Here is a 26,625-nt window from a genome sequence, read left to right on the forward strand (position 1 = left end):
GAGAACGATTCTCATTCTAAACCAGAGGAGCAAGCGATGAAGCAGGGGATCCACCCCGCCTACGGTCCCGTCGTCTTCCGCGACCGTGCCACCGGCGACCTGGTGCTCACCCGGTCGACGCTGGCCGAGCACGCCGGAGCGGACGGACGCACGGTCGAGATCGCGGGGGCGTCGTACCCGGTCGTCGACGTCGACGTGAGCGTGCACAGTCACCCGTTCTGGACCGGTCAGGGCCGGGTGCTCGACTCCGAGGGCCGGGTCGAGGCGTTCGAGCGCCGGTACGGCCGGGGCGCCGCCCGATGAGGGTGCCCGTCGTGCTGCTCGGCGGCGTCGACCCGGAGGCGATGGCCGCGACCATGGTGGGCCTGCAGTTCGACCTGCCGGGCGCCGTGGCGTGCCGACACAGCATCGACGTCGAGCGCGGCGTGCTGACCCGCACCGTCAGCGACCTGAGCGGTGTCGTCGAGACGCACGAGACGCTGCTCGAGCACGCCTGCGTCAGCTGCGCGATCCGCGAGGACATCGTGCCGACGCTCGAGCGGCTCGCGCGCGACGGCCGCTGGCAGAGCATCGTGGCGCACCTGCCGGTCGGTGCCGAGGCCGCCCACCTGTGCGCCGCGCTCACCTGGGACACCCGGCTGGCGCGGTTCCTGCGGGTCTCCGCCGTCGTCACCGCCGTGGGTGCGCGGCACCCCGTGCGCGACCTGCTCGGCGACGACCTGCTCGCCGAACGCGGCCACCACTGCGCCCCCGACGACCGTCGCGGCGTCGGGGAGGTGCTGTCCGCCATGGTCGAGTACGCCGACGTGGTGGCCTTCGACGACGCCGTCGACCCGGTCGCGCGCGGTCTCGTCGCGACTCTCGCGCGTCCGGACGCGACGGTCGTGGAGGGCGGACACGGGCTCGGGGGCGACGTCCTCGTCGGACGACTCCACCAGCACGCGCGCACGGACGCATGGACCGACCCGGCGCGCACGGACGTCCTGCCCGACGTCCGCGGGGAGGGGGTCTGGCGCGTCGACCTGCAGTCGCTGCGCCCGTTCCAGCCGGATCGGCTCCTGGACTCGCTCGAGCAGCTCGGCGGCGGCTCGCACCGATCGCGCGGCTGCTTCTGGCTGCCCAGCCGCCCCGGCCGGGTCCTGGAGTGGGACGGCGCCGGCGGTCAGCTGAGCATCGGCGACCACGGCTCGTGGGGCACCCGCGGCCCGTTCACGCGGATCGTCCTGACGGGGGTCGGCGTCGCGCCGACCCACCTGCGCTCGGCCTTCGACGGGCTGCTGCTCACGAGCGGGGAGCCGGTGACCTGGCCGGCGGGCGAGGACGGCTTCGAACCCTGGCTCGGGCCGATCCGGGAGGTGGCCTGAATGGCCGTGCCGAAGCGACGTACGTCGCGCAGCCGGACCCGGCACCGTCGCTCGCAGTGGCGGGCGAGCACCCCGGACCTGGTGACCGTCACGATCGACGGCCGCACCCACCGCGTCCCGCGGCGCCTGGTCGGCGCGGTCATGGACGGCCTGGTCGACCCCGAGACGGGAAGGAGGAGCAGGCGATGAAGGTGCGCAACTCGATCCGGTCGCTCAAGAAGCAGCCCGGCGCCCAGGTCGTGCGGCGGCGTGGCCGCGTCTATGTGATCAACAAGCAGAACCCGCGGATGAAGGCCCGCCAGGGCTGATCACGCGGCACACCCGACGGGTCCGTCCGGTCCTCGGGTACGACAGGTCGGCACCCGAGACCGATGTCCGGCACCGTCGACCGACCTAGCGTCGGGAGCATGATCCGTCGTCCCGTCGCCGCCGTCCTGCTGGCCTGCTACTCCGTCGTCATCGGGCGGCTCACCCTGGCCGACCCGGCGGCGGGCCGCTGGGCCTTCGACCTGGCCGACGCGGCGGCGCGGCGGGCCAGCCACGGCCGGCTCGACTGGAGCGAGACCGAGGTCATCGCGAACGTCGCGCTCTTCGTGCCGGCAGGCTTCCTGCTCGCCGTCCTGCTCGGCCGGCCGCTGCTCGCGGCGGCTCTGACGGTGCTCGCGTCGGCGTGCATCGAGCTGGCGCAGCAGCAGTTCCTCCCGACCCGGGTGCCGACGCTCGCCGACGTGGTGCACAACGGCCTCGGCGGGCTGGTCGGCGCGGTCCTCGCCGCGCCATTCAGCCGGGTCAGCCGGGTCAGCCGGGTCAGCCGCCGGACGACCGGGCGGAGCGGCCCCCAGGGCGCCCCCGGTCAGCGCGCGGGGCAGTACTGAGCGAGCCAGCCGCCGAACGCACCGACCGAGCCCGAGGTCGAGGTCGAGCCGCCCGGGCCGTCGTCGGCCAGTGCCCCGGGCACGGCGCTCCGGTCGAGTTCCTCGCCGAGGGAGCTGTAGACACCGGAGATCTCGACGTAGTAGCCGGTGCGCACGAGTCGACTCATCGAGTCGGGTACGCCGAGGGCGACGAGGTCGCCGGCAGCCGCCCGCAGGGCATCCGCCGCGGTGACGGGCTGCGCGGCGTACCGCCCCTGGGCGTCGGCCAGCGTGAGATAGCCGGCACAGAACTCGTCCTCGCCCGGCACCACACCGCCGGAGGAGGAGGCCTCCTCCGCCGCCGGTGGAGCGTCGCCACTGCCACCATCACCGCCACCACCACCGCGGCCGACGGACAGGGTCACGACCAGCACGACGACCAGGGCCAGGGCGAGGCCGAGGCGCGGCAACAGCGGGGAAGCGTCACTCATAGGGGCGCCGGGGCGGGCCCGTCAGGGTGACCTCGGCAGCGGACAGGACCGGTGCGTCCTGTGTCCCGATGCCCTCGCCGGTGCCCGGCACCCAGGTGCCGACCACCTCGACCCACTGCTCGTCGGCGGGTGCCTGCTCGCCGTCGCCCGGGTCGACGCGGACGCGGAAGGCCAGCGCGTCCGCGGCACAGCAGCTGATGGAGAGCCGGGTGACGTACCAACCGCCCTCGTCATGGGTCACGAATCCGCGCAACCGGACCTGAGCGCCGGTCAGCACCTCGGCGTACGCCGAGGCGTAGGCGACGAACTCCGAGACCAGCATGTCGTGGACCTGTCCCTCGCGCAGCGGCGCGACCGCGGCCTCGTCGTACCGCACGGCGCTCACGTCGTTGGACCGCCGCTCGGCGACGTAGGCGCCGAGCGCGGGGGGCTGGACGACGAAGGCGATGACGACCGGGAGCAGCAGGGCCCACACCGCAGGGGACGACCGGTCGGCGTCGTGTCGGCTGCTGAAGACCGCGAGGAAGGCGAGGCCGACCATGGCGGCCCCGCTGACGACGAGCGGCCATCTCATCCAGTCGTTGACATAGCGGGCGTACTCGTCGGTGAGGCCGACCCGCAGTGCGACCGCGCCGATCGCGGCGAGGACCACGGACTGGGCGTTCCGGTTCACAGCAGCACCCACCCGACCAGGACAGCCACGACGGTGGCGACCGTGAGCACCAGCGGCACGAACTGGACCGCGAACCCACGCCCGAACTGGCCGGCCTCCATCGCGGCGAGCTTGATGTCCATGGCCGGCCCGACGACGAGGAACACCAGCTTGGCGGTGTCGGAGAACGCCGTGAGGCTCACCGCCACGAAGGCGTCGGCCTCCGAGCAGAGCGCGGCCAGGAAGGCGAAGGCGGCGAGCACGACGACGCCGACCAGCAGGTTGCCGGCGACGGACTCGACGACACTGACCGGCACCAGCACGTTGACGGTGGCAGCGATGACCGCGCCGATGACCAGGAAGCCGCCCGCGGGCAGCAGGTCGTGCCAGGCCGCCCCGACGAAGCGGCCCCACCGGGTGTCGCCGCCATGGGTGTGGTGGGCCGCGCTGATCCGGGGCAACCGCAGCGCCGGCAGCCGTCCGGCGACGACGACATAGATCCAGCCGATGACGACCGCGACGAGCAGTGAGGCGACGAACCGGGCGACCACCATGTCGGTGCGGCCCTGGAAGGCGACCGCTGTGGAGATGATCACCGCCGGGTTGATCGCCGGGGCGGCGAGCAGGAAGGTCAGCGCGATCGGCGCCGGTACGCCGCGCCGGGCCAGGCCCGAGGCGACGGGGACCGCGGCGCACTCGCAGGTCGGCAGCCCGATCCCGGCCAGGCCCGCGACCGGGACGGCGAGAGCGGGGCTGCGAGGCAGCACCCGCGACACCAGTCGCTCCGACAGCAGCGCCGAGATCAACCCCGACAGGGCGACGCCCAGGACGAGGAACGGGATGGACTGCACGACGATGGCGAGGAAGACGGTGGCCCAGGTCTGGAACGCCGCGCCGTCGAGACGGTCGCCGAAGAGGCGCTGGACGGGCACGGCGGCGGCCAGGAGGCCCAGCACGAGCCAGACCTGCAGGTCGCCCCGGGATCGGGGCGCGGGCGTGGGGGCCGTGCTCATCGGGCCCCTCGCCGGGACGTTGGATCGCTAACGGGAATCATTATCGAGAACGGTAGACCACCTGTCCCCCGCGGTCCGGCGAACGCGCCGACGTGGACGAGCCGTGTCCCCCGGCAGCGCCCGCGGCCGCACCTCGCTGGTCACCGCGACCCACCGCTGAGCGGGACGGGGGCGCCCTCGTCCGAGGACGGCTCGCCCGCCCGCGCCGCGCCGGCCCGCGCCATCCCGGCGAGGACGCCGTGGCGCGGTGCCGCGAGCCAGGCGACCAGGAAGGCGCCGGCCAGCACCAGGACGATGGTGGCGCCGACCGGCAGGTCCCAGGACCAGGAGAGGTAGAGGCCCACGGTCGCCCCGACCACCCCGATGCCCGGGGCGAGCACCATCATCACGCCGAGCCGGTCGGTCAACAGCCGGGCGGTCGCGGCCGGCGCGACGAGCAGCGCCAGCACCAGGACGTTGCCGATCGTCTGCACGGACATCACCACGGCCAGGGTGACCAGGACGTAGAGGACCAGGTCGTGCAGGAAGACCCGCAGACCCAGGGCGCGCGCCATCTCCCGATCGAGCGTGACCGCGACCAGTCCGTGGTGGAGCAGGAACAGCGTCGTGAGGACCACCAGGCCGGTCACCGCGATCACCGCGAGGTCGCGGTCCGGCACGCCCGCGATCGAGCCGAAGAGGAACTGCTGCAGGGACCCGGCGTACCCGGGCGCGCGCGAGATGATCACGACACCCAGCGCGAAGGCGGCGACGAAGAAGATCCCGATCACCGAGTCCTCTTTGAGGCGCCGGCCCTGGCTGAACACCGCGATGAGGACGGCGGTGAGGACGCCGGCGACGGTGCCGCCGACGATGAGGTTGCCGGACAGCACGAAGGCGACGGCCAGGCCGGGGAAGACCGCGTGGGCGACCGCGTCGCCGATGAACGCCATGCCGCGCAGGACGACATAGCAGCCGACGACGCCGCACACGACCGACGACATCATCGCGACCGCGAGCGCCTTCGGCAGGAAGCGCAGGTCCGGGTTGGTGAGGTCGGCGAGGAAATCCAGCGGGCTCACACCGTCACCCCCGCCGCCAGCACCCGCAGGAACGGGCTGTCGGCGCTCACCTCGAAGGTGTCCGACCACGCCTCGGGACGGTCCCGGAGCTCGGCGGCGCTCCCCGTGGCGACCACGGTGCGGTTGAGGAGCACGACCCGGCGGCAGGCGAAGAGCGCGGACGCGATGTCGTGGGTCGTCATCAGCACCGCGCGCGCCGGTCCGTCCACCCCGTCCGCGAGCCCGGTGAGCATCGCGAGCAGCGACTCCTGGGTGGGCAGGTCCAGGCCCGTGAACGGCTCGTCGAGGAGCAGCACCGATGGATCGAGGGCGAGCGCCCGGGCGACCAGCACCCGCTGGCGCTGGCCGCCGGAGAGCTCCCCCACCGGCCGTCGGCGCAGGTCCGTCATGGCGACCAGGCCCAGCGCCCGGTCCACCGCCCGCCAGTCCGCGACCCGCGGGCCGCGCCCCGGGCGCAGTCCACCGACCCTTCCGGTGAGCACCACCTGCTCGACCGAGATCGGGAAGTCCCAGGCGAACTCGTGGCGCTGAGGCACGTAGCCGATCTCGCCGCGCCGCCGTCGTACCGGACGGCCGTCGACGCGCACCTCCCCCGCCCGCGACCGGGTCAGGCCCAGGATCGCGCGCAGGAGCGTGGTCTTGCCCGCTCCGTTGGGACCGATCAGTCCGACGAGCTCGCCGCGGTGGAGATCGAGGTCCACGCCGCGCAGGACCGGCCGGCCGCCCAGGTCGACCTCCAGGCCGCGCACCTGCAGTCCGCTGCTCATGACGCGACCTCGTCCAGCAGCGACCGGGAGCGGGTACGACGCCGGCGCGCCACCGTTGCCAGCAGCACGGCGACGAGGACGACGGCACCGCCGCCGACGACCCACGGCCAGATCGCCGTACCGTCCCCGTCGACCGGGTCGGCCGCGCCGGCGGTGGGCTCCGGAGCGTCCGGATCAGGTGCGCTCACTGCGGCCCGCAGTGCCTCCTCGGGATCGGTGCCGTCGCCGACCGCCAACCGCAGCGTGCCGGTGGTGGTCTGCTCGGTGCCGTCCACGAGGGTGGCACTGGCCGCGATCGACACCCGGTAGGTGCCGGGCACGCTGAACACCCAGTTGGCGTGGGTGTGGGTGTTGACGTCGACCCACAGGTCCTGATCGGCGCTGGCGAGCGCACGGGAGTCCCAGAGCACGTCGGGCGCGCCGAAGCCGCCGTCCTGCAGGTAGACGACCAGGTGGCCGGGCCCGTCCACGCCCCGCAGGGTGAGGGTGACGCCGCGGTCGACGCTGTCGAGCACCGAGGGGTCCTGGGTGTTCCAGCCGAGCCAGACCACGTCCGGGTCCTGGGTCTGCGGCACCACGTGCACGCCGGCGCCGGGTGGCACGCCGAGGAAGGCGTAGGCAGGGTCGTCGGGCACCTGTTGGGTGGCGGCGTCGCGGACCCGGATCACGGCGTGCTCGAGCGGGCGCCACACTGAGCCCGCCAACCGGGTGTCGTCGTGGACCATCAGCGTCCACGACCCGTCGACCTCGCGGGGGCCGAGGTCGACGTGGCCGGCCTCGAGCACGACGTCGTCGGTGGCGACCTCCTGGTCAGGGTCGATGGTCTGCTGCAGCGAGCCGTCGTCCGGCGGCACCGTCGGGGCGGGGTCCCCGGGGGCGGCCGCGGCGGCCGGGACGAGCAGCAGCGACAGCGCGGCGGCCAGCACCACGGCCCGGCAGCGGTTGAGGGCGGGCCCCTTCAGGACAGGCACGTGCGGATCTCCTCTGCGTTGAAGCGCATCATCTGGATGTAGTCGGTCACCCGGTCGTCGAAGGCGTCGCCGTAGATCGCACAGACCGCGACGTCCTCCTCCTCGGCGACCTGCGTGAGCACGGACGAACGAGCGCGCAGCGCCGGCTCGAGGAAGACCGCCGGGACCTCGAGCGTCCGGATGGTCTCGACGAGCTTGCGGCGGTCGGCGAGCGACGGCTCGGTGGCCGGGTTCGGCGTGACGAAGCCGGCCACCTGCAGCCCATAGGCGTGCGCGAGATAGCCGAAGGCGTCATGGGTGGTCACCAGGTAGCGACGGCGCTGCGGCACCTGCGCGATCGTGTCGCGGACATAGCGGTCGAGCGCCTCCAGCTGCGCGAGGTAGGCGTCCGCCCGCTCGCGGTAGGCGAGCGCGTTCTCGGGATCGGCGTCGATCAGGGTGTCGCGGATCAGCTCGGCGTAGGCCATCACGTTGCCGACGTCCTGCCACAGGTGTGGGTCGATCTCGCCGTGGACGTGCTTGCCGAGCACGGCCTGCGGCAGCTGGTAGACCGGCGTGCCGGGCCGGCCGAGGAAGCCGAGGCGCTCGTCGCCCGGCACCTCGACCAGCGCCTTCGCGGGCACCTCGACGACCACCCCGGCCGGGTCGAGCTCCTCCTGGCTGTGCTCGCCGCCGCCCTCGGCGTCGTAGCGGAGATCCATGTCGGCACCGTCGCCGCCGTCGAGGTCGACCGTGACGTCGGCGTGTCCGCGGTCCAGGACCCGACCCGCCCCGGCCTCTTCCGGCGGGACCCCGACGGCGAAGGTCACCGTCGTGGTGCCGATCGGCAGCGGCTTCGCACCGCTCTCCACCTGCAGCCGAGCGGTGAAGTCCACCGTGTAGACGCCCGGCTCGGAGAAGGACCAGGACATGTGGGTGTGCGCGTCGGCGGGGAGCACGGCGGTGTCGTCGCGGTAGCCATCGGCCGCGTCGAAGCCGTCGCCGGAATCGAAGTACACCTCCGGATCACCGAAGGACCCCGTCAGGTAGCCGACGACCCGGCCGGGCCCGGTCATGCCGGTCGCGGAGAGGAGTACGTCGGAGGCGCGCGTGGCGCCGTACCGCTCGCCGCGGCCGTGGACCCGCAGCCCCAGCCAGACGGTGTCGAGGTTGACCTTCTCGACGAGCGGGATGATCTCGGCGGCGTACTTCACCGCGTCCTCGGCCAGGGACACGTTGATCGCGTCGTCGGGCAGGTTGGCGTCGAGCACCTTGATCACGTCGTGCTCCTCCAGCAGCAGGTAGTTGCTGAAGGCCACGTCGGCGTAGACCACGTCGCGCGCGCGGCGCAGGCTGGGCTCGTGGCTGTGCGGGTCCGCGCCGTCCGGGACCAGCGACACGACGTTCACGTCCTCGCCCCCGACGTTGCGGACCAGGTCGGCGATCAGTCCGGTCGTGGTGATCACCTGGAGCCGGTCGTCGTTCGCGGAGAGGGTGGGTGGCGCGGCGCAGGCGGTCAGGAGGACCACCAGCGCCGCGCCGCCCGCGCCCCGCCTACGCATGGGCGAGGCGGCGGATCGACCGACGGCGTACGCCGAGCACGGCCGCGCCGGACACCACGAGCGTGACGCCCAGGGGCAGCAGCACGGTGAGACTGTCGTCGGCGCCGGTGGCGGGGATGCAGTCACGGATCGCCGCCCGGGGCAGGGTCGCGGGCAGGGTCAGGTGCGCGGTCAGCCCGACACTTCGGCCCCCACCGCCGGAGCCACCGCCGGAGCCACCGCCGGAGCCACCGCCGACCACGAAGGTGAGCGTCGCACTGTCGGCGACCGCCGTGCCGTCGTTCAGCGTGGCCGACTGGGTGATGGCGACCTCGTAGGTGCCGGCCGCGGTGAACACCCAGTTGCCGTGGGCGTGCACGTTGAGCGGCACGTCGAAGGACCGCGGGAAGCCGCTCACGTCGCCGAACATGCGCTGCCCGACCCCGCCGAACGAGTCGGTGAGGTAGACCGCCAGCCGGCCCGGTCCGCTGACGCCGTCGAGCCGGTAGCGCACCGGTCCGCGGACCTGCTGCCGGACCGTCTCGTGCTGGGTGTTCCAGCCCAGCCACGGCACGCCGCTGACCTGGGTCTGCGAGATCAGCCAGATCGGGTCGCCGGGCGCGCCGAGGAAGGAGTACGCCGCGCCGGCGGGCACCTCCTGCCGCGCGGGCCCACCGATCACGAACGACAGGCTCTCCGGCTCGACCCAGCTCGGCGGCTGGCTGCGGTCGTCCTTCACCCGCGCCCGCATCGCTCCGCCCTCGATCATCGAGCCGAAGTCGAAGTGACCGTCGCTCACCGTGGTCCGCGTGGTCGGCGTGGCCTGCGGCGCCGCCGGGTCCGTCGCGCCGGCATCGTTCGACGGGGCCGGAGCCTCCGCGCCGCGGGTCACCGGAACGCACTCCGGGGTGGCCCGCGCCGGAGCGAGCGACGGCGCGGCGGGCGTACCGGCCCCCGGCCCGCCCGGGGCGCTCTTGTTCTTCTCGCCCTTCTCACCCGGCTTTCCCTCGCCCCCCTTGGCACCGCTCGTGGCGGCGTCGGACGCCGGGCCGGGCGCCGCCTGCGCGCAGGGACCGACCCGGAACGTCAGCGTGGCGGTGCTCGACACGTCCGCGCCCGACGTGAGCCGCGCGAGGTGGGTGGTGGTGACCCGGTAGACACCGGGCCGTGTGAACGACCAGTTGCCATGGGCATGGACGTTGGCCGGGATGAGCGTGCTGCGCGGCCAGCCGTCGGCGATGCCCAGCACCGGCGTGATCGAGCCGAACGCCCCCGTCTGGTAGACGAACAGCTGCCCGGGACCCTCGACCGTGTCGAGCCGCCAGGTCGTGGCGCCCTGGATGTTGCCGGTGGCGCTCTCGTGCTGGGTGTTCCACCCGAGCCATGGCACGCCTGCCTCCTGGATCTGCCCGATCGTCCAGATGTCGCTGCCCGCCGTACCGAGGAAGGCGAGAGCGGGGTTGGCCGGCACCTGCTTGCGGGCCGGCTCGCCGACCTCGACCAGCACCGTCGCCGGGTCGCGCCAGGTCGGAGTTCCGGTGCGGTCGTCCTTGACCCGCGAGTCGAGCCCACCGTCCACCACCTGCACGCCGTAGTCCAGGTGGCCGTCGCTCACCCGGACCGCGTCGGCGGGCAGGCCCGGGACGGCGCACACGTCCTCCTGCGCGACCAGGGACGGCGCGGGTGCGGGCTCGGGCGGGAGGTCGGCGGCAGGAGGCGGCGCGACGGGCTCCTGCTCGGCGGGCTCCTGCTCGGCGGGCGCGGGCGCGACGGGCGCCGGGTCGTCCGGCTCCGGCTCGACCGGCGCGGGCCCGACCGGCGCTTCGACAGGCGCGGGTACGTCGAGCAGGTAGTGCGTCGTCATGCCCGCGACGGTCGCCGCCACGGCGTACCGGCCGGGTGCGGCGAAGGACCACAGCGGCCACCCCTCGCTGCCCGGTGGCACCGCCAGCCGGCCGTGGGGGTCGACGCCCTGGACCAGGACCGGCCCGGGGCCGGTGATCGCCAGGTCGATCGCGAGCACCGCACCGGGCGCCGGCTCCGGCGCCCGGTGCGTGCTCCACCCCAGCGGCACCCCGTCGCCGAGGGCCTCCTCCCCGAGCTCGAGGACGACCTCGGCGGGGGCGTGCTCCCGTCCGTCCTGGACCAGCGCCAGCACCGGCGTACCGTCCGGCGCGGTCGCGACGTCGAACGCGGTCACGGGTCCGTCGGCGGTACGAAGCACGGCGACCGGATCGGCCTCCGCCGGGGCGGCGGTGAGCCCGCCCACGAGGAGCAGGAGCAGGAGGCAGGGCAGGGTGCGCAGGGTTGCCTTCATGGTCAGCGACGGACCTTCACGACCTGCGCGCCGATCGACTTCTCCGTGGTCGCGTCGCCCCGGTAAACGACCTTGATCCTGTGCTTGCCCGCCTTGAGGCGGGGCAGCCGGAGGACGACCGTGCCGTCGGCGCGCACGGAGCCGGCCGCGAGCTTCTTCCCACCGGAGCGGACCACGACCTTGCCCGAGACCGGGGTGCCCGGAGCCGACGGGACCGTCACCGCGACCTTGACCTTGCCACGCTTGCCGGGCGTGATCCGCTTCGGCTTCACCTTGACGCCGACCTGGCTGACCGCCTTGCCCGCCGCGGGCGGCGGGACGGGTGCCGCGCCGGAGGCGAGGCTCACGACGACCGGTGCCGACTCGGCGATGACCGCGTGGTCGTGGTCGAAGATCCGCGCGACGACCTCGGCCCCCTGCAGGTCGGCGGTGACGGGCAGGTCCGCCGTGGCCTGGTTGGAGTCGGGGATGTAGGCGTAGAACTCCTCGCCGGGCTTGCGGACGTACCAGTGGAAGTGGTCCTCGCCGGTCGCCGGGCTCTGGGTCGAGGTGAAGCGCGCGGTCTCCCCCACGGCGTACGACGCCTTGTCGGCGTGCGCGGTGAGCGTGGTGACCTGCGGGAGCTGCGCGACGTGCAGGGTGAGCGGGGCGGAGGACGCCACGACGTTGTGCGCGTGGTCGTACAGGTTGGCGTAGACCTGCGCGCCGTCCCAGACCAGCGAGGTCGGCAGCTTGAGCTCGGCGGTGCTGGACGCGTTGCTGATGGCGTAGTCCGGGCCGCCGGCACGCTTGATGAACCAGTGGTAGTGGTCGAGGTCGGTCGGCGCGGTCGGCGCCGCCGTGAGCGTGATGCCCTGGCCGTAGAGGTAGTCGGCGCCCGGCTTGTTGGGCGTGACCTCGAGACCGAGGTCCGCGGGCGCCGGGTCGCCGACGCGGACGTGGTAGCTGGCCGGCGTACCGCCGATCGTGCCACCGCCCTGCAGCTGTGCGCTCGGCGTGACCTCGAGCGTGTAGTCGCCCAGCTCGGTGAAGACCCATTCCGTGTGCACGTGGGCGTTCGCGCTGACGGGGATCACGTCGGGACCGCCGTCGCTGCTGTCGACGTAGTGGTTGATGACCTCCCCGGTGGGACTGTTCATGAACGAGTGGACCTCGCCGGGCCCCTCCACCTCGACCGCCAGCTGCACCGGCATCCCCGGGGCGAGCGTGGTGCCGGCGGGCAGCGTGCCGGCGAGCCGCTCGGTGCTCCAGCCCGGCCAGGGCAGCTGCGGGTCCTGGGTCTGCGGCAGGTCGTAGACGACGTCCCCGGGCTCGCCGAGGAAGGCGAAGGACGCGGGCAGACCCTCGGGGATGGTCAGCGCCGCGAGCTCCTCGTCGACCGCGATGGTCACCTCGGCCGGGTCACGGTAGGTCGAGCCCGGGTCGTGCAGCTGGGTGTCGTCCTTGATCTGGACCTTCAGACCGGCGGCGGTCTGGTCGTAGGTGACCTCGAACAGGTCGATGTGACCGCGGTCGAGGACCACCGGCCGGTCGGCGGCGGCCGCGGGTGCGGCCAGACCGACGGCGACCGCTCCACCGGCCAGTGCCAGCGCGGTCAGTGAGCTGATGCTTCTCATGGGTTCCGTCCCTCTCCACCGACGGCGGCTCCGTCGGGAGTCGGGACTCTACATGAGAACGATTATCATTTGCACTAGGGTGGTCGCGGCCATGCACCCCAACCCCAGGAGGACCAGATGAACCGCACCGACCTGACCGCCGCCGTCGCCGGGGCGACCGGCCTCACGCCCCCACGGGCGGCCGCCGCCGTCGCGGCGACCCTCGACGCGATCGTGCGCGGGGTCGACGAGCACGGGAGCGTGACGCTCGCCGGCTTCGGGACCTTCGAGCGACGCAGCCGCGCGGCGCGCACCGGGCGCCACCCGCGCACCGGCGAGCCGATGGAGATCCCCGCGAGCGTCACGCCGGCCTTCAGGGCCGCCGCGGCGTTCCGGCGGCGGGTCGCCGACGGGAGTTCCGCCGAAAACTAGAACACGTTATCGTTTCGCCATGAGCGGCACGGTGGTCGGGGCGGCGCCCCTGCAGCAGGAGTACGACGTCGTCGTGGTCGGGTCGGGCGGAGGCGCCCTGACCGGCGCCGCGCTCGCCGCCGCGGCCGGGCTCAGCACCCTGGTCCTGGAGCGGACGCCGCTGATCGGCGGGACGTCGGCGTACTCCGGCGGCGCGTGCTGGCTGCCCGGCACCGACGTGCAGCAGCGGGCCGGCCTGCCCGACTCGACCGAGGGGGCGCGCGCGTATCTCGCCGCCGTCCTCGACGATCCCGACCCGGCGCGGGTCGAGGCGCTGCTCACCCAGGCGCCGCGACTGGTCGCCCGGCTGGAGGCGGACCCGCTGATGGACTTCGAGTGGATCCCGTTCTCGGAGTACTACGACGCGCCCGGACGGGTCCCGATGGGTCGCTCGATCCAGCCCGTCGCTCTCCGCCGCGACGAGCTCGACCCCGCCGTCGCGGCACTCGTGCGGCCGCCGGTCGAGCGCGACCGCGCCGGGCGGCCGGGCCGGTCCACGCTGTCCGGGGGCCAGGCCCTCATCGCCCGGCTCGCCGCGATGACCGTCCGCGACGGCGGCACCATCGCGACCGGCCGCCAGGTCATCGGCTTCGGGCGCGACGCCGACGGCCGCGTGACCACCGTCCGCTACGCCGGACCGGACGGCCCCGGCGAGGTCCGGGCCCGGCAGGGGATCCTGGTCGCGGCAGGCGGCTTCGAGGGGAGCCCGGAGCGCCGTACCGTCCACGCGACGCCCGGCGACGCGGCGTGGACCATGGCCCCGCGCGGCACCAACACCGGCGAGGTCATCGACGCGGCCGCGGAGCTCGGCGCGGCCACCGACTGGTCCGGCGAGGGCTGGTTCTGCCCGGGGCTGCAGCAGCCCGACGGCAGCGGTACCTTCACCCTCGGCTTCCGCGGCGGAGTGATGGTCGACGCCGGGGCACGGCGCTACGGCAACGAGTGCCTGCCCTACGACCGGTTCGGCCGGCTGATGGCGGCCTCGGCCGACCGGACGCCGTCCTGGCTGGTCTTCGACGCCCGCGAGGAGGGCCGACTGCCCGCCATCGCCATGCCCGAGGGCGAGCGCGCCGAGCATCTCGCGGCCGGCACCTGGGTCGAGGCGGACACCATCGCGGAGCTGGCTGCCGCGATCGGGCTCGACCCCGCGGCGCTGGTCGCGACGCTCGAGCGCTACAACCGGTTCGCGGCGGCCGGCAAGGACACGGACTTCGGGCGCGGCGAGGACGAGTACGACACCTTCTTCGCCGGTGGCGGCGGGCCGTCGGCCGCCCTCGTCCCGGTCGACCGCCCGCCGTACACCGCCGCCCGGTTCGTGCTCTCCGACCTCGGCACCAAGGGCGGGCTGGTCACCGACGCGAGCGCCCGGGTCCTCGACACCGACGGCGTCCCCATCCCCGGCCTGTACGCCGCCAGCAACTCCACCGCCTCGGTCTTCGGCTCCGCCTACCCCGGCCCCGGCGCCCCCCTGGGCGCTGCCATGGCCTTCGCTTCGCTCGCCGTCGAGGACATGCTGGCCCCGGACCCTTGTAACTAAGGGTTACAGCACGAAATTGCGCACCACAGCGCCCGGGTAGAGGTCATAACACCCGGGTAGATGGATCGACCACCGGCCGCAGACGCGGCCCGCATCGAGCGGGGCGCGCATCGCGACTACCTCGGTGCTGTTGCTACTACCCGGGCGCTCCTGCACCGGAATTCGCGCTGCAACCCTTAGTTACAAGCGACGGAGGCCCCTGGGGGACCCCATCAGTCGGCGAGGCGCCCCAGGACGGTGGTCGCGAACCGACCCAGGCTGCGCACCTGGTCGGCATTGAGTCCGTCGAAGAAGAGCTCGCGGACGAGCGCGACGTGCCCCGGGGCCGCGGCGTCGATGGCGGCCTGGCCGGCGTCGGTCAGGTCGACGAAGGCCCCCCGACGGTCGTCGGCACAGTGGCGACGCTCGACCAGGCCGCGCGCCTCCATCCGCGACACCTGCTTGGAGACCCGGCTCTTCTCCCACTGCAGCCGCTCGCCGAGCTCGTACATCCGCAGCGTGCGGTCGGGAACGTCGCGGTCGGTGAGCGCGACGAGGATCTCGTAGTCCGAGATGGAGAGGCCGCTGGCGGCCTGGAGCTCGCGGTTCAGCCGCGCGGTCAGCTGAGCATTGACGTCGATCCAGGCGCGCCAGGCCTGCTGCTCCTCGTCGTCGAGCCACCGCGTCGTCGTACTCATCGGTGTCATTCTAGCCGAGAATGTTGACACATCCACGATCTCGGAGGATCGTAGTTGACATGGCAACCATTGACCTCGACGCGATCACGAGGGACCGCGAGCGGATCAAGAAGGAGTACCTCGCCCCCGAGGGCGGGCGGCCCGAGAGCAGTGCCCGTGGCATCCACCACGCCGCCCTGCTGTCGTCGGACGTGCGGCGGACCATCGACTTCTACCAGGGCCTGCTGGAGTTCCCGCTGACGGAGATCTTCGAGAACCGCGACTACGCTGGGTCCGACCACTTCTTCTTCGACGTGGGCGCGGGCAACCTGCTCGCATTCTTCACTCTCCCCGGGCTCGAACTCGGGCCGTACGCCGAGGTGCTCGGCGGGCACCACCACCTCGCCATCTCGGTGACCCGGGAGAAGTGGGACTACCTGCGAGCCAAGCTCGACGACGCCGGCGTGACGTACCACCTCGAGTCGAAGGTCTCCCTCTACTTCCCCGGGCCGGACGGCGAGCGTCTCGAACTGCTCGCCGACCCACTCGGGGAGATGTACGGCACCAAGGTCCTCTGACGACTACCCGGGCGTTGTTGCTACTACCCGGGTGCTGTTGCAGCCGAATTCGTGCTGTAACCCTTAGTTACAAGCACGGGGCCGGCGCGGCTAGATCCAGCCGCGGCGGCGGAAGACGGCGTAGAGACCGACGCTCACCAGCGCCATCAGGACCACGGCGAAGGGGTAGCCGAGTTGCCAGTGCAACTCGGGCATCTCGTCGAAGTTCATGCCGTAGACGGTGCCGATCAGGGTCGGCGCGAACAGGATGGCTGCCCAGGCCGAGATCCGCTTGACCTCCTCGTTCTGGTCGAGGCTGGCCTCGGTGAGCGCCGTCATCTCCTCGTTCTGCTTCTGGGCGACGAGGGTGGCGTTGACGGTGAGGATGTCGCGCAGCAGCTGGCGGAAGCCGTCGACCTGCTCGATCACCTGGGTGAGGTGGTCATCGACGTCGCGCAGGTAGCGCTGCAGCTCGTCGTCGGTGCCGTACTTCGAGAAGCCCAGCGTGAGCTGGCGCAGCACGGTCGCGAGCGGACGGGTGGCGCGCTGGAACTCGATGACCTCGCGGGTCAGCTCGTAGATGCGCCGCGACACCGCGGGATCCCCGCCGAAGACCTCGGTCTCGATCTCGTCGATGTCGTTCTCGAGGCCCGCGACGACCGGCAGGTAGCCGTCGACGACCCGGTCCAGGATCGCGTAGAGGATCGCCTCGGGCCCGAGCCGGAGCAGGTCCGGGTTGCTCTCGAGACGGCGCCGGACGGCGGCGATGTCGGGCGCCTCCGCGTGCCGGAGCGTGACGACGAAGTCCCGGCCCACGAAGAGGTGGACCTCGCCGAACTCGACCTCCTCGACGTCGTCGAGATAGCGGGCCGCGCGCAGGACGACAAACAGGGTGTCGTCGTACCGCTCCAGCTTGGGGCGCTGGTGGGCGACGATCGCGTCCTCGACCGCGAGCTCGTGGAGGCCGAACTCCTCGGCCAGCGAGGCGAGCTCGTGGTGCTCGGGCCGGTACAGCCCGATCCAGGCGACGGCCTGGTCGTTGTCGTTGAGGGCGCGGTAGCTCTCGGCGAGCGTGGTCGGCGACGCGACCCGGTCACCGTCGACGTACACCGCGCTGTCGACCAGGCTGGCGCTGGGTGGCCGGCCGGCGCCGGACGGGACGGCGGCGCCGGTCGGGACGACTTGCGGCGGACGGCGGCTCCGGCCGGTCAGGCTGCGGATGGGCGTGCGGATGGTCCTCGCGGACCGGTGCTGGGACATGCGAGATCCTCGGGGTGGTGAGCGGGGGTGGGACTGGGAGGTTGGCCATCCATCGCCGGTCACCTCCTCGCTCCGGGAATCCACAGGTCGTGTCCAGCATAGGGACCCCGGTCGACCGGCGGCCAACCCTCGGCCGGCTCGCGTGCCGCGCACTGTGACCCAACGCACGCGTCCCACCGAGCGGCCCGATGAGGGCGCCGCTACACCCGGGGCCTACGATCGAGCCGCTTTGGCCGACTGTTACAAGGGGAAGCGTTGAGCACCACCGAAGACAAGTTCACCCGCTGGAAGCACCACGAAGAGCTGGCCGAGGCGATGATCCCCATCGTCGGCAAGCTCCACCGCGAGAAGGATGTGACGATCCTTCTGCACAGCCGCTCGCTGGTGAACAAGTCGGTCATCGACATCCTCAAGACCCACCGCTACGCACGCCAGATCGACGGCGTCGAGCTGTCGGTGCGCGACACCTTCCCCTTTCTCGAGGCGATCGCCGCGCTCGACCTCGGCGCCGCCAAGGTCGACCTCGCGCTGCTGATCCGGGCCTACCGGGCCACCGACGGCGCGCCGTCGATCGCCGACTTCACCGCCGCCGCGCTGGCCGAGGCCACCGGCGAGAACAAGAGCCCGGCGCCGTGCCCGCAGGACGTGGTCCTCTACGGCTTCGGCCGGATCGGCCGCCTCGTCGCGCGCCTCCTGGTCGAGAAGTCCGGCTCCGGCAACGGCCTGCGGCTGCGCGCCGTCGTCGTCCGCAAGGGCAAGGGCGACGACCTGAAGAAGCGTGCCTCGCTGCTGCGCCGCGACTCGATCCACGGTGCCTTCAACGGGTCGATCACGGTCGACGAGGAGAAGAGCCAGATCATCGCCAACGGCAACGTGATCCAGGTGATCTACTCGAACTCGCCCGACGAGATCGACTACACCGAGTACGGCATCGACGACGCGATCCTCATCGACAACACCGGCATCTGGCGCGATCGCGAGGGCCTGTCGAACCACCTGCGCCCCGGCATCGCCAAGGTGCTGCTGACCGCGCCCGGCAAGGGCGACGTCCCCAATATCGTCCACGGCGTCAACCACCTCGACGTCGACCTCGACGAGAAGGTGCTCTCCTGCGCCTCGTGTACGACGAACGCGATCGTCCCGCCGCTCAAGGCGATGGAGGACGAGTTCGGCATCGTCCGCGGCCACGTCGAGACGGTGCACTCGTTCACCAACGACCAGAACCTGCTCGACAACTACCACAAGGCCGACCGTCGCGGCCGCTCCGCGCCGCTCAACCTGGTCATCACCGAGACCGGCGCCGCCTCGGCCGTGGCGAAGGTCCTCCCCGACCTCCAGGCCCGGATCACCGGCAACTCGATCCGGGTCCCCACGCCCGACGTCTCGATCGCCATCCTGAGCCTGCAGCTCAAGCGGGAGACGACGCGCGAGGAGGTCAACGACCACCTGCGCAAGGCGTCCCTGGTCGGCCCCCTGGCCCGCAACCTCGACTACACGACCGCCTCCGACGCCGTGTCGACCGACTTCATCGGCGCCCGCGCGGCCTCGATCGTCGACGGCGGCGCCTCGATCGTCGACGGCGACTCGGCCATCCTCTACGTCTGGTACGACAACGAGTTCGGCTACTCCTGCCAGGTGCTGCGCACGGTGCAGTACATCTGCGGCGTGGAGTACACGACGCTGCCCCGAGCCTGACCCCACGCGGTCGCCACCGACCGCCCGGTGTGCGCCGGTCCCGCCCCTTGCGAGGGGCCCGGGACCGGCGCACACTGCAATTGAGGGGGGTTCACTCGTGGAGGTGGAACCATGAACGACAGCCCGGAGTCCGGCGTCGACGTCCTCGCCGACACCGTCACGCAGACCCACGCGGTGCTCCACGCCCGGATGCGCAGCGCCGAGGCCTGCCGTCCGACGCGGGACCGGCCGCGGGCGGCGTACAGCGCCGCCGACCCGTTCCTGGCCGGCACCAGCCGCCATGTGGCCGCGGCGAACGCCGTCCTCGTGCCGGCCGCCCGCCGGCACCTGGAGCAGGGCCCCCGGCGCGCCCACGACTTCGCCCGCCAGAGCCGGCGACTCGAGGTGGCCCTGGCCGAGCTCAAGGCCAAGCTCTACGGCTCCACCTTCGCCGTACGACGGCCGTGGACCTCGATCTGGGAGGAGGTCGAGCGCGAGCTGGCCGCCACGCGCGAGCTGGAGCTCCGGCTGGTGGACGACCTGGGCGATGCCACCTCCGCCGACGAGTGCGGGCGGCTCGCCGACCGCCTGTTCCGCACCGAGCGGCGCGTGCCGACCCGGCCGCACCCCTACCTCCCCCATCGCGGTGTGTCCGGTCGGCTGGCCCGCCGGGTCGCGCTGCGGGTGGACCGCTTCTGGGACACCGCCGAGGGCCGGATGATCCCCGAGCCGGTGCGGCCGCGCCGCTCGCGCGACGGGCGGGTCGCCCAGTACCTGTTGGCCGACCCGCACCTCCCGGGCTGACCGGACGTCCCAGCACCGCGGCTGTTACATCGAACCGGGTGAGGATCACCACGCCGCGAACGTGATCTCGACCACTGCGCCGGCCCTGGCAAGTGGGTCGAATGGTCGGTCGAGACCTGCCCGACCCGGGGAGGCCGCCCGCGTCGCGCCGAGGCCCGCGCTCGACGGTGGGGAGACATCGACCACGATGAAGTAAGCGCGGGCACGGGGGACCCAGGCAGTACGCCGGAACGAGATCCGGCTCGGGGCGAAGGGACACGACATCCCTGGGCACCAGCAGCCCAAGCCCGACAGGTCATCTCTCGCAGGCGCCGCTGACGGAGTTCTTTTTCTGATGTCCACCATCGCGTCGCGCGCTGCCGCGCGCCTGCTCGTCGTCCCCGTCCTTGCGACCGCGTGCCTGCTCACGCCGGCACCGCAGGCCCACGCCGACGACGACGTCATCTCCACCCTCGCGGAGCAGAACAAGGAGCACGCCGCCGACGACCCGGCCGACGGCAAGAAGTCCAAGAAGGAGAAGGCCGAGGAGCGCGCCGAGAAGCGCATCGACAAGGTCATGGCCACCGTCCGCTCGCGTGCCGGCAAGCCCTATGCGTACGGCGCGGCCGGGCCGAACGCCTTCGACTGCTCGGGCCTCGTGCAGTGGGTCTACCGCCATGTCGGCGAGAACCTGCCCCGCACCTCCTCCGCCCAGGCCGGCGCCACACAGCGGGTGCGCAGCCCGCAGGTCGGCGACCTGGTGTTCTTCACCAGTGGCGGCCGCGTCTACCACGTCGGCATCTACGCCGGCGCGCGCATGATCTGGCACGCCTCGCGGCCCGGCGTCCCGGTGCGTAAGGACCGGATCTGGTCCGGCTCGGTCTTCTACGGCCGGGTCCGCTGAGCCTCCACACCCCGGACGCCGGCACTCCGTATGAGGGAGTGCCGGCGTCCGCATGCCCAGCGCCGTGCGCCCGCGGGGCGGGCCCCCAGGTCGACTAGGTTCTCCCCATGACCGTCTACGTCGACGACATGCAGCGGCCCGCGATCGTGGGCCCGGTCGACGGCGTCTGGTCGCACCTGCTCTCCGACCTCCCCGGCGAGGCCGGGCGCCGCGAGCTGCTGGCCTTCGCCGAGCGGCTCGGCATCGAGGCCCGCTGGATCCAGAACCCGGGCACGGCCACCGAGCACTTCGACGTCACCGAGCCGACCCGCCAGCGGGCGCTGGCGCTCGGCGCCGCCCCGATCCGATACGGCCGCGCGGTGGCCGCGATCACCCGCGCGAAGCGGGAGTCGCCGACCCGGCGCGTTTGAACGCGCCGGGTCGGCGCCTTTTTCGCGTTCAGACGCGCCGGGTCGGTGCTAGCGGCCCGTGAACTCCGGCGGACGCCGCTCGAGGAACGCCAGCATCGCCTCGTCCAGGTCGTCGCTGAGCAGGAAGGCCGCGTTCCACACGGCGGTGTAGCGCAGGCCCGCCTCCACCCGCGGGCCGCGCTCGGCCTCGAGGACGTCCTTGACGCCGCGCAGCACCAGGGGCGAGTTCGCCGCCATCCGCGCGGCGATCCCGGCGGCCGCCGTACGGGCCTCGTCGGCGCTCGGGTGGACGTGGTTGACCAGGCCGATCCGCGCGGCGCGGTCGGCGTCGATGTCGTCGCCGGTGAGTGCGAGCTCGCGCAGGTGCCCGTCGCCGATCACGCCGACCAGACGCTGCAGGCTGCCGAGGTCGGCGACGATCCCGACCTTGGCCTCGCGCACGCTGAACACGGCGTCGGCCGAGGCGACCCGGACGTCGCAGGCCACCGCGAGGTCGACACCACCCCCGATGCACCAGCCGGTGACCGCGGCGACCGTCGGCTTGCGGAGGTTGGCCACGACGTCGAGCGCCGCCTGCCAGCGCCGGATCAGCGCCAGCAGCTCCTGCCGGGCGCCGGCGTGGGTGGCCGCCCGCAGCGGGGCGAAGGTCTGCGCCGCGGCGGCCAGGTCGAGGCCGTAGGAGAAGTGCTTCCCGGCGCCGGCCAGCACGACCGCCCGGACGGCATCGTCGGCGTCGAGCCCGGCGAAGGTGGCCGCAAGCTCGCCGAAGAAGGCGTCGTCCATGACGGCCTTGCCGCCCGGCCCGGCCAGGCCGACGGTCGCGACGGCGCCGTCCCGGGAGACGGTGAAGCGCGACTCGGTCATGCGGTGACCTCCTTGACGATCTCGGAGAGCCGGCGCACCTGCGCGACCTTCTCCTCGTCGCTCGCGGCCAGCGGGTTGAGCAGGAACGTCCGGACGCCCGCGGCGTGGAACTCGGCCACCTGACGACGGATCGCGTCCTCGTCACCGAGCAGGGTCACGGCGTCCACCAGCTCCTGGGGTACGGCGGCCGCGGCCTCCGCCTTCCGGCCGGACAGATAGTGGTCCTGGATCTCCTTCGCCTCGGTCTCGTAGCCGTAGCGACAGGCCAGCTGGTTGTAGAAGTTCTTGTCGCGCGCGCCCATCCCTCCGACGTAGAGCGCCAGCTGGTTGCGGACCGCCTGCACGGCCTCGGGCGAGGGCTCCCCGAGGTGGAAGGCGATCTGGAGCTGGATGTCGAGCTCACCGAGCGCGGCGTCGCGCTTGGCGAAGCCCTCCTCGAGCGACGGGCCCCAGGCCAGTTCGACCTTGCCCGGGTGGAAGAACAGCGGCTGCCAGCCGTTGGCGAGCTCGGCGACGAGGGCGACATTCTTGGGCCCGAGCGCGGCCACCGAGATCGGGATCTCGCTGCGCACCGGATGGTTGATGAGCTTGAGCGGCTTGCCGAGCCCGGAGCCGCCCTTCTCCTCGGTCAGCGGGACGTCGTAGTACTTCCCTTCGTACTCGACCGGCTGCCGCTTCCACACCTGGCGGCAGATCTCGATGACCTCACGGGTGCGACCCAGCGGGGCGTCGTACCTGACGCCGTGGAAGCCCTCGATCACCTGCGGCCCGCTCGCGCCGAGGCCCAGCGTGAACCGGCCGTCGGAGACGAAGTCCAGTCCCGCGGCGGTCATCGCGGTCAGCGACGGCGTGCGCGTGTAGATCTGGAAGATCGCCGACATCAGCTCCAGCCGGTCGGTCTTGGCGGCGATGTAGCCGAGCTGGCTGACCGCGTCGAAGGAGTACGCCTCCGGCATCGCGACCAGGTCGAGCCCGTTGCGCTCGTACTCCTGGAGCAGCTCCACGGTCTCGGCGAACCCGCCCGAGTAGTCGATGATCATGCCGAGTCGCATGTGCGCCCCCTGGCGGTCGTGGTGGTCGTGGCCTGGTCGGGAGCGTAGCCGTCGCGGCGCTCGTGAGCCGACCATCGCCCCCTCGTTCAACCCGCGTGGGGAACCGAATCGTGACGAGACTGGCCGCGATGCTCGTCGTGGCGGGAGTACTGGGCGGGCTCACCGCCTGCAGCGCCGAGGACGCCGAGGCCGAGCCCCGCTCGGCGCCCGGGCCGGTAGCCAACCGGATCCCCGACCTGAAGCCGGCCAAGGCCGTCCAGCGGGCCCGGAAGGCCACGCGCAGGCTGTCCGACGCGCAGTACGAGGGCACGGCCGGCTCGATGCCCGCAATATCGGGGACACGACCTATCTCCGCGCGAGCCGGAAGGTCTGGACCGGGGTCGCCGAGCTCGACGAGAACAGCGCCAAGCTGGTGGCGATGGACTGGATCAGACTGCCCGTCGAGGAAGTGACCCGGTCTGCCTGCGACAGCTGGCTGTTCGTCGGCGGGCAGGAGATCCCCCGCGGCTGCGAGGCCGGCACGGAGCGGACGGTCGACGAGACCTCGACCCTGGCCTTCACCTGTTTCACCGTGGCCGGGGTGGTCACCCTGCATGTCGCCACGACCGGGAAGCCGCTCATCCTGCGGCTGACCGGCAGCAACCAACTGGGACCGTTCGAGCTGAACCTCGTCGAGCGCGAGACCGGAGAACCGGTCAAGGCCCCCCATCCGAACGCGGTGCTCGGCTCGCCCGTCGGATAGCGGTCGGGCGAGGCCGCGGTCTCGTACAGACACCGACCCGGCGCATCTGAACGTCGTAGAGGCGCCGACCCGGCGCGTTTGAACGCGCCGGGTCGATGGAACTGCCCGACCGGCCGTGATCCGTGGCGGGCTGATTCGCTCTTCTCACCGGCAGGACCGGGGCCGCGGCCCGGGTGACTGACCGATAGATTTCGACTCGTGTCCGGCATCGCTCAGCAGCTCCAGCGCCACGGAGCGGGCGACGTCAGCGACGACGCCGCGGTCCTCGGCGCCTACTCCTCCGACGCCTCGCTCTACCGCGTGCCGCCCGCCGCCGTCGCATTCCCGCGCTCGGCCGACGAGGTGGCCGCGATCCTGGCCGCCGCCCGCGCGGAGGGACTGACGCTCACCGCCCGCGGCGCGGGGACGTCGGTCGCGGGCAACGCGATCGGGACCGGCGTGATCGTCGACTTCAGCCGGCACCTGAACCAGGTCCTCGCGGTCGACCCCGACAGCGAGACCGCGGTGGTCCAGCCGGGCGTCGTCCAGGCGGTGCTGCAGCAGGCCGTCGCGCCGCACGGCCTGAGGTTCGGGCCCGACCCGTCGACCAGCACCCGCTGCACGATCGGCGGGATGATCGGCAACGACGCGTGCGGGGCGCGGTCGCTGGCCTACGGCCGGACGTCGCACAACGTGCGCGGCCTGCGGGGGCTGCTGGCCGACGGGACCTCTCTCAGCACCGGGTACGACGCCGACGGCCGGCCGATCGCGACGGCCGAGGACACCGACGTACTCGACCGGCTGCGCGGCCTGGTCGCCGACGACCTGGGCACCGTGCGCACCGAGTTCGGCACCTTCGGCCGGCACGTCTCGGGCCTCGCGCTCGACCACCTCGCGCCCGAGCGCGGCTTCGACCTCACCCGCGCGCTGGTCGGCTCCGAGGGCACCCTCGCCGTGGTCACCGAGGCCACCGTCCGGCTGGTCCGGGCGCCGAAGGCGGCGCTGATGATCGTGCTCGGCTTCCCCGACTTCCCGACTGCTGGCTTCGCGACGCCGGAGGTGCTCGCCTTCGAGCCGTCCGCCTGCGAGGGCCTGGACCGCCGCATCGTCGAGGTGATCCGCGAGCGCCGCGGCCCGGATGCCGTGCCGCCCCTGCCGGCCGGCGACGCCTGGATGTTCGTGGAGCTCTCCGGCGACGACCCCGACGAGGTACGACGACGCGCCGAGCTGCTCGCCGCCGCCGGTCTCGGCGTCTCCGCGCTGGTCGTCGACGACCCCCGCACGGCCGACCGGCTCTGGAAGATCCGCGCCGACGGCGCCGGACTCGCCGGGCGGGCGCCGTCCGGACTGCCGGCCTGGGCCGGCTGGGAAGACTCCGCCGTGCCGCCGGAGCGGCTCGGCGAATACCTCACCGCTTTCGAGGGCCTGCTCGCCACGCACGAGCTGACCGCGATGCCGTTCGGCCACTTCGGCGAGGGCTGCCTCCACGTGCGGATGGACTTCCCGTTCGCCCGTCCCGACGGGGCCGACCGGTTCCGGGCCTTCCTGGAGGAGGCGGCCGACCTGGTCACCTCGCTCGGCGGCTCGCTGTCCGGCGAGCACGGCGACGGCCGGGCCCGCAGCGATCTGCTGCCGCGGATGTACTCCCCGCGCGCGCTCGGCCTGATGGCCTCGGTCAAGGACCTCTTCGACCCGACCGGCGTGCTCAACCCCGGCATCCTCGTCGACGCCGCGTCGAGCACCGACGACCTGCGCTACTCCTCGACGTCGCGGCTCACCCAGCAGTCGGGCGGCCTCGCCTTCGCCTACACCGACGACGGGGGCGACTTCGGCCAGGCGGTGCACCGCTGCACCGGCGTGGGCAAGTGCCGCGCCGACAACAGCGGCTCGGGCGGCGTGATGTGCCCGTCGTACCAGGCGACGAAGGAGGAGATCCACTCGACGCGGGGCCGGGCGCGACTGCTCCAGGAGATCGTCAACGGCGACAGCGACGTGTCCTGGGGCTCCCCCGCCGTGCACGACGCGCTCGACCTCTGCCTGGCCTGCAAGGGCTGCGCCTCCGACTGCCCGACCGGCACCGACATGGCGTCGTACAAGGCCGAGGTGCTGCACCAGACCTACAAGAACAAGATCCGGCCGCGCTCGCACTACTCGGTCGGCTGGCTGCCGCGCTGGGCCAAGGCGGGCTCGGCGATGCCGCGCCTGGCCAACCGGACCATGGCCGTCGGGCCGCTGCGCAAGGTCGCCCTCAAGGCCGCCGGCGTCGACACCCGGCGGCGGATGCCGGCCTTCGCGCGCCGTACCTTCCGGCGGGCCTTCGCCGGAGCGGTCGGGACGGGCACGCCGGTCGTGCTCTTCGTCGACTCGTTCACCAATCACTTCGCCCCGCAGGTCGCCGACGCGGCGGTCACAGTGCTGCGCGCCGCCGGATACGACCCGCGGATCACCCGGCAGCAGGAGTGCTGCGGCCTGCCCTGGATCAGCACCGGCCAGCTCGACGGCGCGGCGCGCCGGATGCGCGGCATGGTCGACGCGCTCGCCGGAGACGCCCGTGCCGGTACGCCGATCGTCGGCCTGGAGCCGTCCTGCACGGCCGTCCTGCGCCACGAGCTGCGCGAGCTGGTCCCCGGACCGGACGCCGACGCCGTCGCCGGTGCGACGACCACGCTGGCCGAGCTGCTGTCCCGCACCCCCGGCTGGACCGCGCCCGACCTCACCGGCACCCGCATCGTGGCGCAGCCGCACTGTCACCACCACGCCGTCATGGGCTGGAACGCCGACCGCACGCTGCTCGAGAAGGCCGGCGCCAAGGTCGAGGCGCTGCCCGGTTGCTGCGGCATGGCGGGCAACTTCGGGGTCGAGCAGGGGCACTACGAGGTGTCCGTGGCCGTCGCGGAGCAGCACCTGCTCCCCGCCGTACGGTCCTCCGCGGGCGACGCCGCCCGGGTCGTGCTCGCCGACGGCTTCTCGTGCCGCACGCAGCTCGACGAGCTCGCTCCCGACGCGCGGCCGCTGCACCTGGCCGAGCTACTGGCCCGCGGCCTGGGCTGATCGGTCCGCTCCACGGGCCCGCAGACTCGGTTTCATCACGGTCTGTAGGTGAACCGGAGCTTCTGTAGCGGGACTCCGCT

27 protein-coding genes are annotated in these 26,625 nt (G+C 72.8%); 14 read left to right on the forward strand and 13 right to left on the reverse strand.

Features of this window, described 5'->3' with window-relative positions; genetic code table 11:
- Positions 1–36 precede the first annotated feature (36 nt).
- The 5 genes from QJ852_24470 (at position 37) to QJ852_24490 (ending at position 2,239) form a co-directional block, all read left to right on the forward strand.
- Positions 37–303 carry a type B 50S ribosomal protein L31 gene (locus QJ852_24470; GenBank protein ID WGX96287.1) on the forward strand — a complete coding sequence of 89 codons (267 nt, stop codon included), beginning with the start codon at positions 37–39 and terminating at the stop codon, positions 301–303.
- Complete coding sequence (locus QJ852_24475) at positions 300–1,364, forward strand: GTP-binding protein (protein ID WGX96288.1); 1,065 nt, start codon at positions 300–302, stop codon at positions 1,362–1,364. The genes QJ852_24470 and QJ852_24475 overlap by 4 nt, the downstream gene beginning before the upstream one ends.
- On the forward strand, positions 1,365–1,553 hold the full coding sequence (gene rpmF / locus QJ852_24480) for a 50S ribosomal protein L32 (GenBank protein WGX96289.1): 189 nt from the start codon (positions 1,365–1,367) through the stop codon (positions 1,551–1,553).
- Positions 1,550–1,672, forward strand: a complete 123-nt coding sequence (gene ykgO / locus QJ852_24485) for a type B 50S ribosomal protein L36 (GenBank protein WGX96290.1) — start codon at positions 1,550–1,552, stop codon at positions 1,670–1,672. The genes rpmF and ykgO overlap by 4 nt, the downstream gene beginning before the upstream one ends.
- A 99-nt stretch (positions 1,673–1,771) precedes the next feature.
- The gene (locus QJ852_24490; protein WGX96291.1) at positions 1,772–2,239 is read left to right on the forward strand and encodes a VanZ family protein; all 468 of its coding nucleotides are present in this window, start codon (positions 1,772–1,774) and stop codon (positions 2,237–2,239) included.
- On the opposite strand, the gene QJ852_24495 is transcribed toward QJ852_24490, so the two are convergent.
- The 9 genes from QJ852_24495 to QJ852_24535 form a co-directional block, all read right to left on the reverse strand.
- Positions 2,218–2,709, reverse strand: a complete 492-nt coding sequence (locus QJ852_24495) for a hypothetical protein (protein WGX96292.1) — start codon at positions 2,707–2,709, stop codon at positions 2,218–2,220. The genes QJ852_24490 and QJ852_24495 overlap by 22 nt on opposite strands.
- The gene (locus QJ852_24500; GenBank protein ID WGX96293.1) at positions 2,702–3,382 is read right to left on the reverse strand and encodes a TIGR03943 family protein; all 681 of its coding nucleotides are present in this window, start codon (positions 3,380–3,382) and stop codon (positions 2,702–2,704) included. The genes QJ852_24495 and QJ852_24500 overlap by 8 nt, the downstream gene beginning before the upstream one ends.
- Complete coding sequence (locus tag QJ852_24505; protein ID WGX96294.1) at positions 3,379–4,374, reverse strand: permease; 996 nt, start codon at positions 4,372–4,374, stop codon at positions 3,379–3,381. The genes QJ852_24500 and QJ852_24505 overlap by 4 nt, the downstream gene beginning before the upstream one ends.
- Positions 4,375–4,514: 140 nt before the next feature.
- Positions 4,515–5,435, reverse strand: coding sequence for an anchored repeat-type ABC transporter permease subunit (locus QJ852_24510; GenBank protein WGX96295.1), 921 nt, complete (start codon positions 5,433–5,435; stop codon positions 4,515–4,517).
- The gene (locus QJ852_24515; GenBank protein ID WGX96296.1) at positions 5,432–6,202 is read right to left on the reverse strand and encodes an anchored repeat-type ABC transporter ATP-binding subunit; all 771 of its coding nucleotides are present in this window, start codon (positions 6,200–6,202) and stop codon (positions 5,432–5,434) included. The genes QJ852_24510 and QJ852_24515 overlap by 4 nt, the downstream gene beginning before the upstream one ends.
- Positions 6,199–7,173 (reverse strand): choice-of-anchor M domain-containing protein, encoded by a 975-nt coding sequence (locus QJ852_24520; GenBank protein WGX96297.1) that lies wholly within the window; start codon positions 7,171–7,173, stop codon positions 6,199–6,201. The genes QJ852_24515 and QJ852_24520 overlap by 4 nt, the downstream gene beginning before the upstream one ends.
- Entirely contained in the window at positions 7,161–8,714 is a 1,554-nt protein-coding gene (locus QJ852_24525) for an anchored repeat ABC transporter, substrate-binding protein (GenBank protein WGX96298.1), read from the reverse strand. Before QJ852_24525 ends, QJ852_24520 begins: the two co-directional genes overlap by 13 nt.
- Complete coding sequence (locus tag QJ852_24530) at positions 8,707–11,010, reverse strand: TIGR03773 family transporter-associated surface protein (GenBank protein ID WGX96299.1); 2,304 nt, start codon at positions 11,008–11,010, stop codon at positions 8,707–8,709. The genes QJ852_24525 and QJ852_24530 overlap by 8 nt, the downstream gene beginning before the upstream one ends.
- Before the next feature lie 2 nt (positions 11,011–11,012).
- Positions 11,013–12,626: a choice-of-anchor M domain-containing protein gene (locus QJ852_24535; protein WGX96300.1), complete on the reverse strand. Its 1,614-nt coding sequence runs from the start codon at positions 12,624–12,626 to the stop codon at positions 11,013–11,015.
- Between the two features lie 117 nt (positions 12,627–12,743).
- On the opposite strand from QJ852_24535, the gene QJ852_24540 reads away from it, so the two are divergent.
- Both QJ852_24540 and QJ852_24545 read left to right on the forward strand, forming a co-directional pair.
- Positions 12,744–13,037, forward strand: coding sequence for an HU family DNA-binding protein (locus QJ852_24540; protein ID WGX96301.1), 294 nt, complete (start codon positions 12,744–12,746; stop codon positions 13,035–13,037).
- Between the two features lie 19 nt (positions 13,038–13,056).
- A complete protein-coding gene (locus QJ852_24545) occupies positions 13,057–14,613 on the forward strand; it encodes an FAD-dependent oxidoreductase (protein WGX96302.1) in 1,557 nt (518 codons plus the stop codon).
- A gap of 212 nt (positions 14,614–14,825) precedes the next feature.
- Here QJ852_24545 and QJ852_24550 read toward each other — a convergent pair whose 3' ends face one another.
- On the reverse strand, positions 14,826–15,290 hold the full coding sequence (locus QJ852_24550; protein WGX96303.1) for a MarR family winged helix-turn-helix transcriptional regulator: 465 nt from the start codon (positions 15,288–15,290) through the stop codon (positions 14,826–14,828).
- 59 nt (positions 15,291–15,349) lie between these two features.
- On the opposite strand from QJ852_24550, the gene QJ852_24555 reads away from it, so the two are divergent.
- Positions 15,350–15,847, forward strand: coding sequence for a VOC family protein (locus QJ852_24555; protein ID WGX96304.1), 498 nt, complete (start codon positions 15,350–15,352; stop codon positions 15,845–15,847).
- A gap of 90 nt (positions 15,848–15,937) precedes the next feature.
- Here the strand turns inward: QJ852_24555 and corA are convergent, their stop codons facing one another.
- Complete coding sequence (gene corA, locus QJ852_24560; GenBank protein WGX96305.1) at positions 15,938–17,086, reverse strand: magnesium/cobalt transporter CorA; 1,149 nt, start codon at positions 17,084–17,086, stop codon at positions 15,938–15,940.
- A gap of 255 nt (positions 17,087–17,341) precedes the next feature.
- Between corA and QJ852_24565 the strand changes: the two genes are divergently transcribed.
- The 4 genes from QJ852_24565 to QJ852_24580 all read left to right on the forward strand — a co-directional run bounded on the left by QJ852_24565 (position 17,342) and on the right by QJ852_24580 (position 20,857).
- Positions 17,342–18,781, forward strand: a complete 1,440-nt coding sequence (locus QJ852_24565) for a glyceraldehyde-3-phosphate dehydrogenase (GenBank protein WGX96306.1) — start codon at positions 17,342–17,344, stop codon at positions 18,779–18,781.
- A 111-nt stretch (positions 18,782–18,892) separates the two neighbouring features.
- Positions 18,893–19,564 carry a hypothetical protein gene (locus tag QJ852_24570; GenBank protein WGX96307.1) on the forward strand — a complete coding sequence of 224 codons (672 nt, stop codon included), beginning with the start codon at positions 18,893–18,895 and terminating at the stop codon, positions 19,562–19,564.
- A 334-nt stretch (positions 19,565–19,898) separates the two neighbouring features.
- Complete coding sequence (locus tag QJ852_24575) at positions 19,899–20,447, forward strand: C40 family peptidase (GenBank protein WGX96308.1); 549 nt, start codon at positions 19,899–19,901, stop codon at positions 20,445–20,447.
- A 107-nt stretch (positions 20,448–20,554) separates the two neighbouring features.
- Positions 20,555–20,857, forward strand: coding sequence for a DUF4031 domain-containing protein (locus QJ852_24580; protein ID WGX96309.1), 303 nt, complete (start codon positions 20,555–20,557; stop codon positions 20,855–20,857).
- A gap of 48 nt (positions 20,858–20,905) precedes the next feature.
- Here QJ852_24580 and QJ852_24585 read toward each other — a convergent pair whose 3' ends face one another.
- Together QJ852_24585 and QJ852_24590 are read right to left on the reverse strand one after the other, a co-directional pair.
- A complete protein-coding gene (locus QJ852_24585) occupies positions 20,906–21,721 on the reverse strand; it encodes a crotonase/enoyl-CoA hydratase family protein (GenBank protein WGX96310.1) in 816 nt (271 codons plus the stop codon).
- Complete coding sequence (locus QJ852_24590; protein ID WGX96311.1) at positions 21,718–22,773, reverse strand: LLM class F420-dependent oxidoreductase; 1,056 nt, start codon at positions 22,771–22,773, stop codon at positions 21,718–21,720. The genes QJ852_24585 and QJ852_24590 overlap by 4 nt, the downstream gene beginning before the upstream one ends.
- Before the next feature lie 418 nt (positions 22,774–23,191).
- Here QJ852_24590 and QJ852_24595 point away from each other — a divergent pair, with 418 nt between their 5' ends.
- Both QJ852_24595 and QJ852_24600 read left to right on the forward strand, forming a co-directional pair.
- Positions 23,192–23,515, forward strand: coding sequence for a hypothetical protein (locus QJ852_24595; protein ID WGX96312.1), 324 nt, complete (start codon positions 23,192–23,194; stop codon positions 23,513–23,515).
- A 198-nt stretch (positions 23,516–23,713) separates the two neighbouring features.
- The gene (locus tag QJ852_24600) at positions 23,714–26,545 is read left to right on the forward strand and encodes an FAD-binding and (Fe-S)-binding domain-containing protein (protein ID WGX96313.1); all 2,832 of its coding nucleotides are present in this window, start codon (positions 23,714–23,716) and stop codon (positions 26,543–26,545) included.
- Positions 26,546–26,625: the final 80 nt, after the last annotated feature.

The organism is Nocardioides sp. L-11A, assembly GCA_029961745.1.
Classification (GTDB): Bacteria; Actinomycetota; Actinomycetes; order Propionibacteriales; family Nocardioidaceae; genus Nocardioides.